This is a genomic window from Salinicola sp. NYA28a (genome assembly GCF_976982775.1).
This window is the reverse complement of record NZ_OZ334582.1, coordinates 4,120,403-4,136,211: the sequence shown is the minus strand read 5'-3', so window position 1 is coordinate 4,136,211 and position 15,809 is coordinate 4,120,403. Positions and strand designations below refer to the sequence as shown.

The 15,809-nt window shown below is 64.1% G+C and carries 15 protein-coding genes; 9 read left to right on the top strand and 6 right to left on the bottom strand.

Annotated elements, in window-relative coordinates; all coding sequences use genetic code 11:
* The first annotated feature begins 69 nt into the window (after positions 1-69).
* From uvrD to ACWHY3_RS18660, 9 genes are all read left to right on the top strand, one after another.
* The gene (uvrD, locus tag ACWHY3_RS18700) at positions 70-2,310 is read left to right on the top strand and encodes a DNA helicase II (protein WP_448127243.1); all 2,241 of its coding nucleotides are present in this window, start codon (positions 70-72) and stop codon (positions 2,308-2,310) included.
* A gap of 110 nt (positions 2,311-2,420) precedes the next feature.
* The gene (tnpA, locus tag ACWHY3_RS18695) at positions 2,421-2,711 is read left to right on the top strand and encodes an IS66 family insertion sequence element accessory protein TnpA (protein ID WP_087721070.1); all 291 of its coding nucleotides are present in this window, start codon (positions 2,421-2,423) and stop codon (positions 2,709-2,711) included.
* Positions 2,708-3,052, top strand: a complete 345-nt coding sequence (gene tnpB / locus ACWHY3_RS18690) for an IS66 family insertion sequence element accessory protein TnpB (protein ID WP_087721071.1) — start codon at positions 2,708-2,710, stop codon at positions 3,050-3,052. Before tnpA ends, tnpB begins: the two co-directional genes overlap by 4 nt.
* A 28-nt stretch (positions 3,053-3,080) precedes the next feature.
* Complete coding sequence (tnpC, locus tag ACWHY3_RS18685) at positions 3,081-4,712, top strand: IS66 family transposase (RefSeq protein ID WP_179208974.1); 1,632 nt, start codon at positions 3,081-3,083, stop codon at positions 4,710-4,712.
* Positions 4,702-4,971, top strand: a complete 270-nt coding sequence (locus ACWHY3_RS18680) for a hypothetical protein (protein ID WP_087721073.1) — start codon at positions 4,702-4,704, stop codon at positions 4,969-4,971. Before tnpC ends, ACWHY3_RS18680 begins: the two co-directional genes overlap by 11 nt.
* A 143-nt stretch (positions 4,972-5,114) precedes the next feature.
* Positions 5,115-5,849: a phosphate signaling complex protein PhoU gene (gene phoU, locus ACWHY3_RS18675; protein WP_448127242.1), complete on the top strand. Its 735-nt coding sequence runs from the start codon at positions 5,115-5,117 to the stop codon at positions 5,847-5,849.
* 98 nt (positions 5,850-5,947) lie between these two features.
* Positions 5,948-6,688, top strand: coding sequence for a sulfate transporter CysZ (gene cysZ / locus ACWHY3_RS18670; RefSeq protein ID WP_448127241.1), 741 nt, complete (start codon positions 5,948-5,950; stop codon positions 6,686-6,688).
* A 294-nt stretch (positions 6,689-6,982) separates the two neighbouring features.
* Positions 6,983-7,594 (top strand): superoxide dismutase, encoded by a 612-nt coding sequence (locus ACWHY3_RS18665; protein WP_087720141.1) that lies wholly within the window; start codon positions 6,983-6,985, stop codon positions 7,592-7,594.
* Between the two features lie 231 nt (positions 7,595-7,825).
* Positions 7,826-8,875, top strand: coding sequence for an SIP domain-containing protein (locus tag ACWHY3_RS18660; RefSeq protein ID WP_448127240.1), 1,050 nt, complete (start codon positions 7,826-7,828; stop codon positions 8,873-8,875).
* Between the two features lie 174 nt (positions 8,876-9,049).
* Here ACWHY3_RS18660 and ACWHY3_RS18655 read toward each other — a convergent pair whose 3' ends face one another.
* The 6 genes from ACWHY3_RS18655 to ACWHY3_RS18630 all read right to left on the bottom strand — a co-directional run bounded on the left by ACWHY3_RS18655 (position 9,050) and on the right by ACWHY3_RS18630 (position 15,796).
* The gene (locus ACWHY3_RS18655) at positions 9,050-9,925 is read right to left on the bottom strand and encodes a M23 family metallopeptidase (RefSeq protein ID WP_448127239.1); all 876 of its coding nucleotides are present in this window, start codon (positions 9,923-9,925) and stop codon (positions 9,050-9,052) included.
* A 164-nt stretch (positions 9,926-10,089) separates the two neighbouring features.
* On the bottom strand, positions 10,090-11,784 hold the full coding sequence (locus ACWHY3_RS18650; protein ID WP_448127238.1) for a methyl-accepting chemotaxis protein: 1,695 nt from the start codon (positions 11,782-11,784) through the stop codon (positions 10,090-10,092).
* A 120-nt stretch (positions 11,785-11,904) separates the two neighbouring features.
* Positions 11,905-13,257, bottom strand: coding sequence for a phosphate regulon sensor histidine kinase PhoR (phoR, locus tag ACWHY3_RS18645; RefSeq protein ID WP_448127237.1), 1,353 nt, complete (start codon positions 13,255-13,257; stop codon positions 11,905-11,907).
* Between the two features lie 8 nt (positions 13,258-13,265).
* Positions 13,266-13,955: a phosphate regulon transcriptional regulator PhoB gene (gene phoB / locus ACWHY3_RS18640; protein WP_448127236.1), complete on the bottom strand. Its 690-nt coding sequence runs from the start codon at positions 13,953-13,955 to the stop codon at positions 13,266-13,268.
* Between the two features lie 150 nt (positions 13,956-14,105).
* On the bottom strand, positions 14,106-15,029 hold the full coding sequence (gene ubiA / locus ACWHY3_RS18635) for a 4-hydroxybenzoate octaprenyltransferase (protein WP_303853239.1): 924 nt from the start codon (positions 15,027-15,029) through the stop codon (positions 14,106-14,108).
* Positions 15,030-15,145: 116 nt separating this feature from the next.
* Positions 15,146-15,796, bottom strand: coding sequence for a chorismate--pyruvate lyase family protein (locus tag ACWHY3_RS18630; RefSeq protein WP_448127235.1), 651 nt, complete (start codon positions 15,794-15,796; stop codon positions 15,146-15,148).
* Between the last annotated feature and the right edge of the window lie 13 nt (positions 15,797-15,809).

The following is a 15,809-nucleotide window of genomic DNA, read 5'->3' as shown; positions in this document are numbered from 1 at the left end:
GGGGCCGGCCGGCTGTGTTAAGCTGGCGCGCTCTTCTCATTCCCAGCAGCAGGCCCCGCACGGTTTCCAATGGATGATGTCTCGGCACTAATCGACTCCCTCAACGCCAATCAGCGCGAGGCCGTCGCCGCGCCGCCCGGCAATATGCTGGTGCTGGCCGGCGCCGGTTCGGGCAAGACCCGAGTGCTGGTGCACCGCATCGCCTGGCTGATGCAGGTCGAAGGCGTTTCCCCCTATGCCATTCTGGCGGTGACCTTCACCAACAAGGCCGCCCGCGAGATGCGCACGCGTCTCGAGGCGCTGCAGGGGGCGTCGCTGCGCAACATGTGGGTCGGCACCTTCCACTCGATCGCGCATCGCCTGCTGCGCACCCACTGGCACGACGCGCGTCTGCCCCAGCACTTCCAGATCATCGACAGCGACGACCAGCTGCGGCTGGTCAAGCGTCTGCTGCGGGACCACAACGTCGACGACGAGCGCTATCCGCCCAAGCAGGTGCAGTATTTCATCGGCGGCTGCAAGGAGGAGGGGCTGCGTCCGCAGCAGGTGGCGACCCACGGCGACGCCTACATGGCCAGGATGGTCGAACTCTACGAGCTCTATCAGCTGACCTGCGAGCGCGGCGGGCTGGTCGACTTCGGCGAGCTGCTGCTGCGCAGCCTAGAGCTTTTGCGGGATACGCCGGCGCTGCTCAAGCATTACCGCGAGCGCTTCGGGCATATCCTGGTCGACGAATTCCAGGACACCAACACCCTGCAGTACGCCTGGCTGAAATTGCTGGCCGGCGCTGATGGCAATGGGAAGGGTGACGGCGACAGCGCGGCCATGATCGTGGTCGGCGACGACGACCAGTCGATCTACGGCTGGCGCGGCGCCAAGGTCGAGAACATCCGCCGCTTCGAGAGCGAGTTCACCAACACCCGGACCGTGCGCCTGGAGCAGAACTATCGCTCCACCAGCGCCATTCTGGATGCCGCCAACGCGCTGATCAGCCACAACAGCGGGCGCATGGGCAAGGAGCTGTGGACCGACGGCGATGCCGGCGACAAGATCTCCGTCTATGCCGGCTTCAACGATCTCGACGAGGCGCGCTTCATCGTCGATACCATCGGCGAGCAGTCGCGCAACGGCGTCGCCCGGCGCGAGATGGCGATCCTCTACCGCTCCAACGCCCAATCCCGCGTGATCGAGGAGGCGCTGATCCGCAGCGGCGTGCCGTATCGCATCTACGGCGGTCAGCGCTTCTACGAACGCCTGGAGATCAAGAATGCGCTGGCCTACCTGCGCCTGCTGCTCAATCGCGAGGATGACGCCTCGCTGGAACGGGTGATCAATGTGCCGGCCCGCGGGATCGGCACGCGCACGGTGGAGATCCTGCGTGGCCGCGCCCGCGATACCAACGTATCGCTGTGGCAGTCGCTGCACGACAGCCTGAGTGACGGCACGCTCAAGGGCCGCGCGGGCAATGCGGTCAACGCCTTCGCCGAGCTGATCGAGCGGCTCGACAACGATACCGCCGGCATGGCGCTCTACGAGATCATCGAGCACGTGATCCAGATCTCCGGACTGATCGAGCACCACCGCAGCGAGAAGGGCGAGAAAGGTCAGGCGCGGGTCGAGAACCTGGAAGAGCTGATCAACGCGGCGCGGGCGTTCTCGCAGAATGCGCAGGCCAATCCGATCGACCTGCAGGAGGTCGGCGAAGGCGCTGCCGCGCTGGAGCCGTTCCTGGCGGAGGCGGCGCTCAACGCGGGCGATCACGAGGCCGACGAGTTCGAGGACTGCGTGCAGATGATGACGCTGCACTCGGCCAAGGGGCTGGAGTTCCCGGTGGTGTTCGTGGCCGGCATCGAAGAGGGCCTGTTCCCGCACAAGATGTCGCTGGAAGAGCCGGGACGCCTCGAGGAGGAGCGCCGGCTCTGCTATGTCGGCATGACCCGCGCCATGCGCAAGCTCTATCTCACCTACGCCGAGATCCGCCGCCTGCACGGCCGAGAGACCATGGCGCGCCCCTCGCGCTTCCTGCGGGAAGTCCCGGAGGAGCTGCTCGAGGAAGTGCGTCTGCGCGGCCAGATATCGCGACCGGTGACATCCCGTCCCAACGTGGGGCCGGCACGCCAGCAGGGCGTCGAAGGCGGCGATGACCTGCCATCGCTGTCGCTCGGCCAGCGCGTCAGCCATCCGCTGTTCGGCGAGGGCGTGATTCTCGATGCCGAAGGGGAAGGCGCCCGCGCCCGGGTGCATGTCAGCTTCGAGGGCGAGGGCGACAAGTGGCTGGTGCTGGGCTTCGCCAAGCTGACCCCGCTGTAACGGCAGTCGGCAGCGTCATCTGTTTGTAAGCGTTCATTCCAGGACGCCCTGCCATCCCAGCGAGCGTGACCCTAAAGTAACCTCACACTCATCAACACGAGGTTACTCTCATGAGCAAGCGCCGCACTCCGGACCAATGGCAGGGTCTGATTGATCAGCAGCGCCACAGCGGCCTGTCCGCGCTGCAGTTCTGTAAGCAACAAGGCATCGGTTATGCCAGCTTTCGCAGCTGGCGCAAGCGGCTTTGCGAAAGCCCGGTCTCTGACTCGACCGAGACCGAGCAGTCGGATTTTCTGGATCTGTCGGCATTGATGGGCGCTTCGCCGTCTTGCGGGCCAGGTTGGACTATTGTGTTGAGTCTGGGTAATGGCGTCGAACTGCGGCTGAGCCAGAACGGATGATCGGGCTCGATAGCCAGGCCCGGATTTGGCTGTGCACCGAGCCCACCGACATGCGTAAGTCCTTCCGGGGACTGAGCGCGCTGGTACGCAACCAGCTCAACCGCGACCCGCTCAGTGGCCAGTACTTTGTGTTCATCAACCGGCGCAAGACCCAGATGAAGATGCTGTACTTCAGCCGCACCGGTTATTGCTTGTGGGCCAAGCGCCTGGAGCGGGGTCAGTTCCAGGTGCGTGCGTCAGCGTCTGGCCAGCGAGCGTTGACGCTGGCCGATCTGCAGCTGCTGATCGACGGCATTGAGGTGCAAAAAGTTCGCCGCTTCAAGCGTTTTTCAGCAGCGTAAGCACTCAGGGTCCGGTATAATAGCGGCCATGAAATCAACTGCTTGCACGCCTGAACCCACCGCACCGTCTCACTCGGCCCTGGTCGAGGAGAACGCGCTGCTGCGCGAGCAGGTTCAGGGGATGCAGCGCCAGCTGGATTGGTTCAAGAAGCAGCTGTTCGGCCCCAAGTCCGAGAAGCAGGTCTTTGACCTGCCGGGACAGGACAGCCTGTTCCAGCCGGAGCAGGCGCCCGTCCCGGACAAGGCGCCCGAGGATGACAAGCGCACGGTCGGCGCCTATCAGCGCGGCACCGCCAAGAAGCAGCGCGACGATGACTGCTTGAACGATACCGGTCTGCGCTTCAGCGCCGATGTGCCGGTGGAAGTCATCGAGCAGCTGCCGCCGGAGCTGACTGGGCCGGACGCCGATCGGTATGAAATCCTCGGAACCAAGACTACCTTCCGGCTAGCCCAGCGAGCGGCCAGCTATGTGGTACTCCAGTGCGAACGCCCGGTATTGCGCCGCAAAGGCACCGACAAGCCAGTGACCGCCCCGGCGCCGCCCAACGTGCTCGACAACAGCCTGGCCGATGTCAGCCTGCTGGCCGGACTGCTGGTGGACAAGTTCCAGTTCCATCTGCCGCTGTACCGCCAGCATCAGCGCATTCAGCAGGCTGGGGTCACCGTCAGCCGCAGCACGCTGAGCAACCTGGTCAAACGCGCCATCGATCTGCTGCGCCCCATCGTCGATGCCCAGACCGATAATGTGCTGCGCAGCCGGGTGCTGGCCATGGACGAAACGCCAATCAAGGCCGGCCATCAGGGCCGGGCTGGCCCGCAAAAAGGCAAAATGAAATCCGGCTGGTTCTGGCCGCTGTACGGCGATGACGATGAGGTGGTGTTCACCTACTCCAACAGCCGTGGACGGGGCCACATCGAGCAGGTGCTGAGCGAGCAGTTCACCGGCACGCTGATCAGCGACGGGTACGCCGCCTATGCCCGCTACGCCGCAGCACAGGACGGCGTTACCCATGCCCAGTGCTGGGTCCACGGCCGGCGTTACTTCATCGAGGCCCAGAAGGAGCATCCGCAGCAGGCTGGCGAGGCGCTTCAGCAGATCGCCAAGCTCTATCACAACGAAGACAACATCCGTGCTCAACAGCTCACTGGCGAGACGAAGCGCCAGTACCGGTTGGCGCACTCGAAGCCAGTCGTCGACGACTTCTTCCAGTGGTGCCGCGATCAGTTGGAACGTGGCGAGCTGTTGCCCAGCGATGCGCTGACCAAAGCCCTGAATTATATGCTCAGCCGTGAAGCGAGCCTGACCGTGTTCCTGGAAGATCCAGACGTACAACCGGACACCAACCACCTGGAGCGGGCGCTGCGCCCCATTCCAATGGGCAAGAAAAATTGGATGTTTTGCTGGACGGAACTCGGCGCCGAACACCTCGGGCTCATCCAAAGCCTGATCACCACCTGCAAACTGCATGACGTCAATCCGTACACCTATCTGGTGGATGTGCTGCAGCGCATCAGCCAACACCCGGCCAGGGAGGTCGCGCAACTGACGCCAAGACGGTGGAAGACCCACTTCGCGGACAAGCCGTTACGCTCGTTGCTCGATCCCCGTCATCCGCACAGACAGCCCGAATCACCAGAGGCCGTTCGCCATGCGCATTGATGAGATGACCCTCGATCAGTTACTGGAGCTCAATGACGTCATCTGCCAGCGCATCGATGAACTCAAGGAACAGGAAACCCTGCAGGCGCTGAGCCAGCTGCGTGTCGGGCTCAAGGTCTCCTTCAGCACCCGGGAGGGACGGGCGTTCGGCATCGTTACCAAGATCAACCGCAAGAGCGTGATCGTGCTGGCCGAAGACGGAACCACACAGTACAAAGTCTCGCCGCAATTACTGACACCGCTTCATGAAGTGAAGTGATCAGCTTGCCTGGGGGCGTCTACTACGTCCCCGAATGAACGCTTACATCTGTTTGCAATACTCTTGTGCCAAAATGGCGAGATAAGTCGTAAAACGCTTGTTGCGCCCCCGGTTTGTCGTCGCGCCCCCATTTGGAGTCACACATGGATATCACCAGCGATACCCACAGTCAGCACATCTCGCAGCAGTACAACCAGGACCTGGAAACCATCAAGACCCAGCTGATGGCGATGGGTGGACTGGTCGAGAAGCAGCTCCAGGAAGCCTTGGCGGCGCTACTGGATGGCGATAGCCAACTGGCGATTCGCGTGCGCGACAACGACGCCAGCGTCAACGGGATGCAGCTCAAGATCGACGAGGAGTGCGTGCGGATCCTGGCTCGGCGTCAGCCGGCCGCTTCCGACCTGCGCCTGGTCATCGCGGTCATCCGGGCGACCAACGATCTCGAGCGGATGGGCGACGAAGCCAACAAGATCGCGCGCAATGCCCTCGATCTGATCGAAGCCGGCCGGATTCCCCAGGGTAGCGTCGAGATTCGCCACATCAGCGAACACGTCGGCAACATGCTGCGCGATGCGCTGACCGCCTTCGCCCGCTTCGACACCGAACTGGCGCTGAAAGTGGTAGCGGAAGATGCCTCGGTGGACAGCGAATACACCACCGCCATGCGCTCGCTGGCGACCCTGATGATGGAAGATTCGCGCTCCATCGGCGGCGTGCTGAGCGTGATGACGGTGCTGCGCGCGCTGGAACGGATCGGCGATCACGCCGACAACCTGGCCGAGCACGTCATCTATCTGGTCAAGGGCCGCGACATTCGCCACACCTTGGTCAGCGATCTCGATCACGAGCTCCTGGGCAAGGGCCGCCAGCGCTGAACCCCTCGGGCGTCGACTCGCTCGGGGCTAGCGCTCCGCCGTTCGGACTGTGTTAGCGTGTCGACCTCGCAACGGTTTGTCTGTTCGGCGGATTTGGCATGATCTACTCCCTGCAAGCGATTCTCAGTGGCACGCGCCTGGTGTTCGAGCCCGGCCTGCGTCGTTTCGTGATTGGCCCCGTGCTGGTCAATCTGCTGCTCTACGGTGGCACCCTCTTCTATCTCTTCGAGAACTTCGGCGGCTGGCTCGACTACGGCATGCGCCAGATACCCGACTGGCTGACCTGGCTGACCTGGCTGGAATGGCTGATCTGGCCGCTGCTGGTCGTCGCCCTGGCGCTGATCGTCTTTTTCACCTTCACGCTGGTCTCCAACCTGATCGCGGCACCGTTCTACGGCTTTCTGGCCGAGAAGGTGGAAACTCGTGTCACCGGCCGGCCGCCAAGCGACGAGCGCGGGCTGATGAAGGCCGGCGTCGATGCGCTAGGGCGGGAACTGGTCAAGCTGGGCTATATCCTGCCGCGCATGGCGGTCCTGTTCCTGATGGGATTCGTGCCCGGCCTCAACCTGATCACGCCCTTCCTGTGGGCGGCGTTCTCCGCCTGGATGATGGCCGTCCAGTATCTCGACTACCCGATGGACAACAACCAGGTCGGGTTTACCGATATGCGTCGTCGTCTGCGTGCCCGCTGGTGGCCGACGCTGACCTACGGCGCCTGCATGTCCATGGCCACCTGGGTGCCGGTGCTCAACCTGATTCTGCTGCCCGGTGGCGTTGCCGGTGGCGTCATGCTGTGGGATCGCTATTACCGCAACATGGTGCCGGCCGTGAGCCGCTGAACGCGGGGGCGTGAGCGGGCGGCTGCCCGGCCGGCGAGAAAAACGCCGGCCGGGGTTGAAAGCGGCACCGTTGCACGCCATGTAGGAGGGTACGGCACGAGGGTTTGTCGAAGTTCCGGGGCCAGACGCATCGGGGTTTCTACAAATCCTAGTGAAATCAAAGCGATAGTTTACCCGAGCAGCGCTGCATGACGGCCAGGCTCGCTTGACACTGTCATGCGTTGCTCACTATTTTGATTCACCCGAGAGGCGCCCACGTCGGGTAATGCCTCCTCATGAAAGGGAGTTTTGATCATGGCTCATAGCTTACCGTCGCTTCCCTACGCGTATGACGCGCTGGAACCCAAGATCGACGCAATGACGATGGAAATTCACCACACTCGTCACCATCAGACTTACGTCAACAACCTCAATGCCGCGCTGGAAGGCACGGGTCTCGAAGACGTACCGGTCGACAAGCTGATGGCCGATATCGAGAAGGTTCCGCAGGACAAGCGCCAGGCAGTCATCAACAACGGTGGCGGTCATGCCAACCACTCGCTGTTCTGGACCGTGATGTCCAAGGATGGCGGTGGCGAGCCGACCGGCAAGGTCGGTGAAGCGATCAGCAGCGAACTCGGCGGCTACGACGCCTTCAAGGAAGAGTTCAAGAAAGCGGCAGCCGGTCGTTTCGGCAGTGGCTGGGCCTGGCTGGTCGTGACCCCGGAGAAGAAGCTCAAGGTCATCAATACCCTGAACCAGGACAGCCCGCTGATGGAAGGCCTGACGCCGATCCTCGGCCTGGATGTCTGGGAGCATGCTTACTACCTGAAGTATCAGAACAAGCGTCCGGATTACATCGCCGCGTTCTTCGACGTCATCAACTGGGACGAAGTCAATCGTCGCTATGCCGAAGCTACCGCCTGATACTCGGCGCTGACGGTCTAGTACCGACTGCCTAGTACTGATTGTTCAGTACTGACTGTCACGGCATAAGCCAGTTTCGAGATGCCCCCGCTTCGGTTTTACCCCGGAGCGGGGGCATCTTGCATGGATTCCCACCGCCAGCGCTTTTCTGATAGTCTGACGACATCGGCTCCCGCCGATTCCAAGCTCCGCACGCCACCGCTTCCCACTGCTGCAAGACGATCCCACATCATGACTGCACTTCGTTGCGACGCCACTTTGACGCTCACCGATGTAAATAATTTTCAATTGCGCCTGAAAGCGTTTCTGGATGAGTACGATGTCGCCTATCGAGACAATGGCACCCGGACCGTGATCGAGCTGCCCGGAGGCGAGGCGTATTTCGCCGCCATCCGCGTGGGGTTGCACATGGAAGCCCGCGCCGAGGCGCGGGACGGCCTGGAGACGCTGCGGGGCATCATCGAGCATTACGTGTCGCTCTTCGCGGGAGAGAATGCACTGCCGCTACACTGGCATGGCGATGTCGTCGCGGCTCCGACCTTCGCCAATTTCCGCGAGATGCGGGTGACACGGATCGAGGACCTGAGCCCCAGCATCCGGCGGCTGACGCTGAGCGGCGAAAACCTGGCGCGCTTCGATCACCCGGAAGAATGGCATGTGCGCCTGCACTTTCCGCCGGCCGGCATCGAGCAGCCGCAGTGGCCGCGGCCTACCGCGGAAGGTGGGACCCAGTGGCCGCCGGAGGAGGAGCGCGCCGAGATTCGCTACTACACCATTCGTCGCCTGGATGTCGCTCGCGGCGAGGTCGAGATCGATTTTCTGCTGCACGAGGCGCCGGGGCCGGGAGGCGACTTTGCGCGGCGTGCCAGGCCGGGGGATCTCTGCGGCATGGCCGGGCCTTACGGACGCGGCGTCGCCGAGGCCTCCCACTATCTGCTGGCCGGCGACGAAACCGCCATTCCGGCGATTTCTCGTCTGCTGGAGACGCTACCGGGGCACGCCCGTGTCGAGGCCTGGCTGGAGGTCGAATCGCCGGTCGACGCCCTCGAGCTGCCGGTGCCCGCTCATTGCGACGTGCAGTGGCGCTATCGCTGTCGCGGCTACGGCCCCAGTGAGCAGCTCGCCGCGGCGGTCGCCGAGGCCATCCCCGCGACCCGCGACGACCTGTTCGTCTGGTTCGCCGGCGAGGCGGATGTCAGCCAGCGCCTGCGCAAGCGGCTCAAGCAGGAGTTCGGGCTGCAGAAGGGGCAGCATTTGGTCACTGGCTACTGGAAGCGCTAAGCTTCGTTCGAAAAATGTCTACGCTCGCCCATACGGCGTTAAAAATCGGCTCAAAGTGCTCATTTACACCCACGTAAACTGGTGCGCCAGCCCGGTCCGTTTTCGCCAATTTTTGCCTTAGCTACGCGCCCCGGTCTTGCCATCGCTCGCCAATTTTTCAAACGAAGCTTGGACTCACGGAGCCCTGTCGAGTACCAGCAGCGGGTCGATCCGCGTATCGAACCAGTTCATGCCCCAGTGCAGATGCGGGCCGGTGGCGCGGCCGGTCGCGCCTACCGCGCCGATCACTTCTCCCTGTTCGACGCTGTCGCCGACTTCCACATCGATCCGCGAGAGATGCAGGAAGTTGGAGCTGACGCCGTAGCCGTGGTCGAGCAGTACGGTGCCGCCGGTCAGGTAGAGATCGTCGGCGAAGGTGATCACGCCGCTGGCCGGCGCCTTGACCGGCGTGCCCTCGGCGGCGGCGATGTCCATTCCCGAGTGGGCCGATCCCGGCGTGCCGTTGTAGATGCGCTGGTTGCCGAAGCGCCCGCTGATACGTCCCTCGACCGGCCAGACGAAGGTCTGGGCGAAACCCACCCGGTCGTCGTTGCGGGTGCGCTGGGCGCTGACGGCGGCCTGCTCGCGCTGGATGCGCCGGGCGATTTCCGGCGGCGGTGAGACGGTCTTGGGCGGCACGCCATCGATGCGCTCGATCGGCCAGTCCCGGGGCGTGATCGCCACCGACACCTGACGCTGCCGGCCATCCGGGGTCACGATATCGACGCGCTCGGCACCGCTGGCATCGCGCCCCACGCCGAACACCACGGTGCCGTAGCCGGTGACGCGAAGCTCCCGTCCTGCCGTCGTCACCTGGCTGCCCGGCGGCACGCGACCGATCACCATCGACCCCTGCTGGACGCTGTCGGGAAAGGTGATGGGCACCGAATCCGCTCGGGCGGCACCGACGAGTGAGGATGTCAGCCCGGCGAGCGCGAAGGCGACCAAGGCGGGGCGGATCAGCGTGAAGGCGGCGAGTCGCCATCGAGAGAAAGCTTGGGCAGTTGCCACGGCGGGAAGACTCCGAATCGCAGAATGCCGCCACCTTAACCCGACGAGCTGTCGGGGAAAACGGTGGCGGCATTCATGTGGACGGCTTATGGCCCGAATCCTGACGATGTGCAGCTCGGATCCCGGGTATCGCCTGGCAGCCATCCCCGGGGAAATCTGGGAAGTTAGAACGACTCCCAGTTATCTTCCTGGTCGCCGGCGCCCTGCTTCTTCGTGCTTGTCGATCCTGCCGCCGTCGTGGCCAGCTTCGGCTGCCCATTCGATGCCGAACCGGGCGCCTGACTCGAGAGCGCGGGCTGGCGATAACGTGACATCAGATCGTCGTATTCGACGCTCGCGACCCTGAAGCCGGCCAGCGCCTGTTCCAGCGTCGCGACCTGAGCATTGAGCGTGGAGGCGGCGGCGGATGCTTGCTGTACCAGTGTCGCGTTCTGCTGGGTCACCTGATCCATCTGCACCACGGCTTCGTTGACCTGGTCGATCCCGTTGGACTGCTCGCCGGAAGCGACCGAGATTTCCTCGATCAGGTCGGTCATGCGGGCAACGGCAATGACCACGCGTCGAATGGTGTCGCCAGCCTGGCCGACGATCTCGGAGCCGGCACCGATCTTGCGGTTGGAGGCGTCGATCAGCTCGCGAATCTCGCGGGAGGCGTCGGCGCTGCGGCTGGCCAGCGTGCGCACCTCGTTGGCGACCACGGCAAAGCCTCGGCCCTGCTCGCCGGCTCGCGCCGCCTCGACGGAAGCGTTGAGCGCCAGAATATTGGTCTGGAAGGCGATCGAGTCGATCACCTCGATGATCTCGGTAACCTGACGCGAGCTGTCGGTGATGCCCTGCATGGTCGAGACGACCTGATCCATCATCTCGCCGCCTTCCGTGGCAGTGGTGCGCGCCTCGCCGGCCAGGTCGTTGGCCTGGCGGGCGTTGTCGGCGTTCTGGCGCACGGTCTGGGTCAGCTCTTCCATGCTGGAAGCGGTTTCGCCGATGGAGGCGGCCTGCTGCTCGGTTCGTGCCGCCAGGTCCTGGTTGCCGTTGTGAATCTGGCCCACGCCGACGGTGATGGTGGTCGAGGCGTGACGGATATGAGCCATCGATTCGGCCAGCCGCGTGCGCATGCCCTCGATGGCCGCGAGCAGGCTGCGCTCATCGCCCGGTTTCACGTTCAACGAGGTGGTGAGATCGCCCTCTGCCATGCCCTTGATCGCCTCGCGGGCCTGATGTGGGTCGCCACCGATATCGTCCAGCACGTTGCGGATGATCCAGCCCATGATCAGCGTGATGATCACGCCGATGACGCCGGCAATCAGGCTCATCTTGAGAACGCCGGCCCAGAAGGCGTGCTGGATGTCGCTGATGTAGACGTTGGCGGCGAGGTACCAGTCCCACTCGGGGACGTAGCGCACGTAGTTGATGCGTGATACGTCTTCGCCGTCGGCATTGGTGGAGGTGTACTCCAGCGTGCCGTCGTCGGGCGAGTCCGCCAGTGCCTTGAGCTCGCGATAGAAGTAGATTCCGTTGTCGTCGCGGAACCCGCTCATGTCGCTGCCGATCTCGCGCTTGGGGTGGTAGACCAGGTGGATATTGCTGTCGAAGGCGTAGACATAACTGCCTTCGAGATCCAGCGCCGAGAGGTTGTTGCGGGCGAATTTCTGGGCCGCTTCTGCGGAGAGCTCGCCATTATCGGCGCGTTCGACGTATCGCTCGACCATCGTCTGGGCGCTGCCCACGAAGCTTCTGAGACTGTTCACGCGTTCGGCCATCAGCGTCTCGCGTTTCTCCAGGGCCATCCAGCCCACCAGAATCAGCATGCCCAGCCACATCAGGCCAACCGTGATCCAGAGTTTTTGTCGCATCGTCATCGTAGGGCCATCCTTGTTGATCGTGGGAGCGCAATTCATATAAACAAGTAGTGAATTGCCTCCACTATCGGCCGCGGACGATGAAGGTTGAGAAAAAACTGAAAAACCAGGGAGAGCGCGTCAGACCGGCGTTTCGGGCAGATCCAGGGCGGGCCGGGAGGGGGCTGGTGTCAGGCGTGAGGCCGGAAACACGCAGCGGAAACGGGCGCCGAGACCGGGGCGGCTGACGATCTCCAGATTGGCATCATGGCGAAGCAGCACGTGCTTGACGATAGCCAGCCCCAGCCCCGTACCGCCGGTCGCGGCACTGCGCCCCTTGTCGACGCGATAGAAGCGCTCGGTCAGGCGGGGGATATGGATCGGGTCGAAGCCGTCGCCGTTGTCCTCGACCTCGATGGCGGCGCCGTCGTGCCAGGGTTTCCAGCGCAGGGTGATGGTACTGCCCTCGGGCGTGTAGCGGACGGCGTTGAACGCGAGGTTGGAGATGGCGCTGCGGATCTCCTTGGTGTTCGCCAGCAGCCGTCCCGAGGCCTCGGCCTCCACTGCCACCTGATGCCGGCCGGCGCTGAGATCGCGGGCATCGGCGGCAATCTCCTCGAGTAGCGAGGCCACATCGAGCACATCGCGATCGTCGTCGGGGCTGTCGATCTCCAGGCGCGACAGCAGCAGCAGGTCCTCGACCAGGTTCTGCATGCGGGTGGTCTGGGTCTGCATCTGCGCGAATCCGCGCTGCCAGCGCTCGGGGAGCTGATCGGCATGGTCGAGATAGGTCTCGAGATAGCCGGCCAGCACCGTCAGCGGCGTGCGCAGTTCGTGGGAGACATTGGCCACGAAATCGCGGCGCATCATCTCCAGCTGGTGCAGGCGGCTGACGTCGCGGGCCATCAGCAGGCGTTCGTTGTCGCCGAACAGGGTGAGATGGAACTGCAGGGTGCGGTTGGCCTGGATCGGCGAGGGAATCAGCAGGGGCTCGCTGTAGTCGCCGTTCTCGAAATAGGCAATGAAGCGCGGATCGCGCAGGAAGTTGGTGATCGGCTGGCCGCGATCGTGATCGGGCTGCAGGCCGAGCATGTCGCAGGCGGCACTGTTCCACCACTCGAGATCGCCGTTGGGATCGAGCATCACCACGCTGTCGCGCATCGCCTCGCAGGAGTCCTGGATACGGCGCAGGATGTCGCGCAGGCGCTGCTGCAGCTGCGTCTGGGCCTTCTGATAGTTGTAGAGCCGGTCGAACAGGTCGCCCCAGACGCCGGTACCGGGTGGCGGCGCTTCGCGGGGATTCTTCAGCAGCCAGACGTAGAGCATGCGCACGTGGCACAGATGCAGGAAGACATAGAGCCCGAGGCCGGCCGCCAAGCCCCATCCCAGCCCGGCGAACAGCTCGCCGCCCAGCTCACCGAGCAACAAGCCTATCGCGCCGAGCCCGAACAGCATGTAGCCGAGGCGCCACAGTTCGTTGATCCAGTAGCGCACGTCCTATCTCACTCCCGGGTCGAGAAACGGTAACCGGTGCCGCGCACGGTCTGGACCAGATGCTGGTGCGCCTCGCCCAGGCATTTGCGCAGCCGGCGGATATGGACATCGACGGTACGCTCTTCCACGTACACGTTGCCGCCCCAGACCTGATCCAGCAGCTGGCTGCGGGTGTAGGCGCGCTCCTGGTGGGTCATGAAGAACTGCAGCAGCCGATATTCGGTGGGGCCGATCTCCAGCGCGCCGCCGTGGGAGGTGACGCGATGGCTGGCAGGGTCGAGGCGCAGGCCGGCGACCTCGACGGCTTCCTCGATGCCCGGCGGCGTCGCCCGGCGCAGCACCGCCTTGAGGCGGGCCACCAGCTCGCGGGGCGAAAACGGCTTGGTGATGTAATCATCGGCACCGGCTTCCAGCCCCTGCACCTTGTTGTCCTCCTCGCCCTTGGCGGTGAGCAGGATGATCGGCATTTCGGCGGTGGCTTCCTCGCGCTTCAGGCGTCGGGCCAGTTCGATGCCGCTGGTGCCGGGCATCATCCAGTCGAGCAGGATCAGATCGGGTTTCTTGTCCAGCGCCATGGCGTGGCCGGTCTGGGCGTTTTCCGCCTCCAGCACGTGATAATCGGCCATCTCCAGCGCCACGGCGATCATTTCGCGAATGGGTGCTTCGTCGTCAACGATGAGTACGGTCTTGGAGCTCATGCGCATGCCTCGGGTGAGCCGCCGGGAAACTTCCCCATGTGCGATTGGCGCACCGGGACCGCTTCCGGCCGTGACAGAACGGTGACGATTACATCGTGAAAATATGACAGCGATATGACAACCGCGCCAGCCGGGTCGATCTCGCCTGGGTCAGACCAATGGCCACAGGGCGAGAACCAGCCCCGCGAACAGCAGCAGGCCGGACCAGAAATTGTTGAGAAAGGCGCGGAAGCAGGCGTCGCGCTCGCGCTCGCGGATCAGCCACTGCTGGTAGACGAAGGTGCCCGCCATCGCCGCCAGCCCCAGCCAGAAGAATCCGCCCAGCTGGGTCCGGATGCCGATCCAGGCCAGCAGCGCCAGCGTCGACAGCTGCAGCAGGCCGATGATTCGCTTGTCCCAACTGCCGAACAGCCGGGCGGTGGACTTGATCCCGATCTTGATGTCGTCGTCGCGATCGACCATCGCGTACTGGGTGTCGTAGGCCACGGTCCAGGCGACATTGGCGACCAGCAGCAGCCAGGCATCCAGCGGGACTTCGCGACTCACCGCCATGAACGCCATGGGAATGCTCCAGGAGAACGCCATGCCCAGCACCACCTGGGGCAGATGCGTGTAGCGCTTCATGAACGGATAGATCGCGGCCAGCGCAACGCCGACGAAGGCGAGCAGCACGGTGGCCAGATTAGTCAGGCAGACCAGCACGAACGCCAGCACCACCAGGCCCGCGAACAGGATCTTGGCTTCCTTTTCGCTGATCCGCCCGGTCGCCAGGGGGCGCTCGCGGGTGCGTTTGACGTGGCCGTCCAGATGGCGGTCGGCATAGTCGTTGACGACGCACCCGGCCGCGCGCATCAGGTAGACCCCGAGCACGAAGATGATCAGCGTGGCGCGATCCGGCAGGCCGTCGGCGGCCAGCCACAGCGCCCACAGCGTCGGCCACATCAGCAGCCAGGTGCCGATCGGCTTGTCGAGGCGCGTCAGGCGCAGGAAGTCGGGCAGGCGGGCGAGGCCGCGGGGGAGAGCGGGGGGACCATCGCCGCGGGGTCGGGCGGCTGAATCGTTGGCGCTGGACATACGAATCTCCGAAACGGCAAGGCCTGAAATCGCCAACGACTTTACTGCAACTGTGGCCTCGCTTCGAGGCCTGGGATCGCCGTTCAAGTCCTGGGTCCCGTTCGGCGGATCCTGGTTCAGGTTGGAGAAAGGCCGAGATCCTCGGCCATTTCCCGCTGGAAGCACTCCTGGACCAGCAACTGGATGGTGCCGTGGCGAAAGCGCGAGCGGCGCAGCCAGAGGCCAGCGCCAGCGGGCGAGACCCGCGCCATCTCGATCGGATCGCGCTGGAGATCGTGCTGGGCGAACAGCCAGCTGCCCAGCGAGCGCTCCCCCAACGTTCGCAGGCGGCGGCAACCGATGCGATCCAGCGGTGCGATCGAGCGCGCCGCGACCCAGGGCCGTTCGCCGCTCATCAGCATCACCTCGCGCACCCAGGCCACCTCGGTGGGAGCCAGGCCCAAGGGCTGGGCTTCGTCGCGGCGCGGTCGCTCGACACCCTGGTGCACCAGCTTGACCCGGAACGGGCGCTCGGACGCCGCGATGAGCCGTGCGGTAAGGGAGTCGGTGGAGGCAACCCACTGCCACCAGGCGGTGCTCATGCGAGGGCGCTGAGCGGCGGCCGGGGACCAGCGGATCCAGCGCCAGGATCGTTCGGCGGATGACAAGGCATGGCAGTGGCAGGTTGCGGGCATGCGAAACGACTCCGTGAGCAGTACCATGAAAAGCGCCATGAAAATGGCGGGAACCGCGGGGCGGCGCGGCTCGAAGGCGGCGTAGTGTACCATGAGGCCTCGAGAC

What these genes read in the sequence shown, in the direction of transcription:
- uvrD (WP_448127243.1), top strand. Translation starts at nt 70, where the DNA reads ATGGATGATGTCTCGGCACTAATCGACTCCCTCAACGCCAATCAGCGC.
- tnpA (WP_087721070.1), top strand. Translation starts at nt 2,421, where the DNA reads ATGAGCAAGCGCCGCACTCCGGACCAATGGCAGGGTCTGATTGATCAG.
- tnpB (WP_087721071.1), top strand. Translation starts at nt 2,708, where the DNA reads ATGATCGGGCTCGATAGCCAGGCCCGGATTTGGCTGTGCACCGAGCCC.
- tnpC (WP_179208974.1), top strand. Translation starts at nt 3,081, where the DNA reads ATGAAATCAACTGCTTGCACGCCTGAACCCACCGCACCGTCTCACTCG.
- ACWHY3_RS18680 (WP_087721073.1), top strand. Translation starts at nt 4,702, where the DNA reads ATGCGCATTGATGAGATGACCCTCGATCAGTTACTGGAGCTCAATGAC.
- phoU (WP_448127242.1), top strand. Translation starts at nt 5,115, where the DNA reads ATGGATATCACCAGCGATACCCACAGTCAGCACATCTCGCAGCAGTAC.
- cysZ (WP_448127241.1), top strand. Translation starts at nt 5,948, where the DNA reads ATGATCTACTCCCTGCAAGCGATTCTCAGTGGCACGCGCCTGGTGTTC.
- ACWHY3_RS18665 (WP_087720141.1), top strand. Translation starts at nt 6,983, where the DNA reads ATGGCTCATAGCTTACCGTCGCTTCCCTACGCGTATGACGCGCTGGAA.
- ACWHY3_RS18660 (WP_448127240.1), top strand. Translation starts at nt 7,826, where the DNA reads ATGACTGCACTTCGTTGCGACGCCACTTTGACGCTCACCGATGTAAAT.
- ACWHY3_RS18650 (WP_448127238.1), bottom strand. Translation starts at nt 11,784, where the DNA reads ATGACGATGCGACAAAAACTCTGGATCACGGTTGGCCTGATGTGGCTG.
- phoB (WP_448127236.1), bottom strand. Translation starts at nt 13,955, where the DNA reads ATGAGCTCCAAGACCGTACTCATCGTTGACGACGAAGCACCCATTCGC.
- ubiA (WP_303853239.1), bottom strand. Translation starts at nt 15,029, where the DNA reads ATGTCCAGCGCCAACGATTCAGCCGCCCGACCCCGCGGCGATGGTCCC.
- ACWHY3_RS18630 (WP_448127235.1), bottom strand. Translation starts at nt 15,796, where the DNA reads ATGGTACACTACGCCGCCTTCGAGCCGCGCCGCCCCGCGGTTCCCGCC.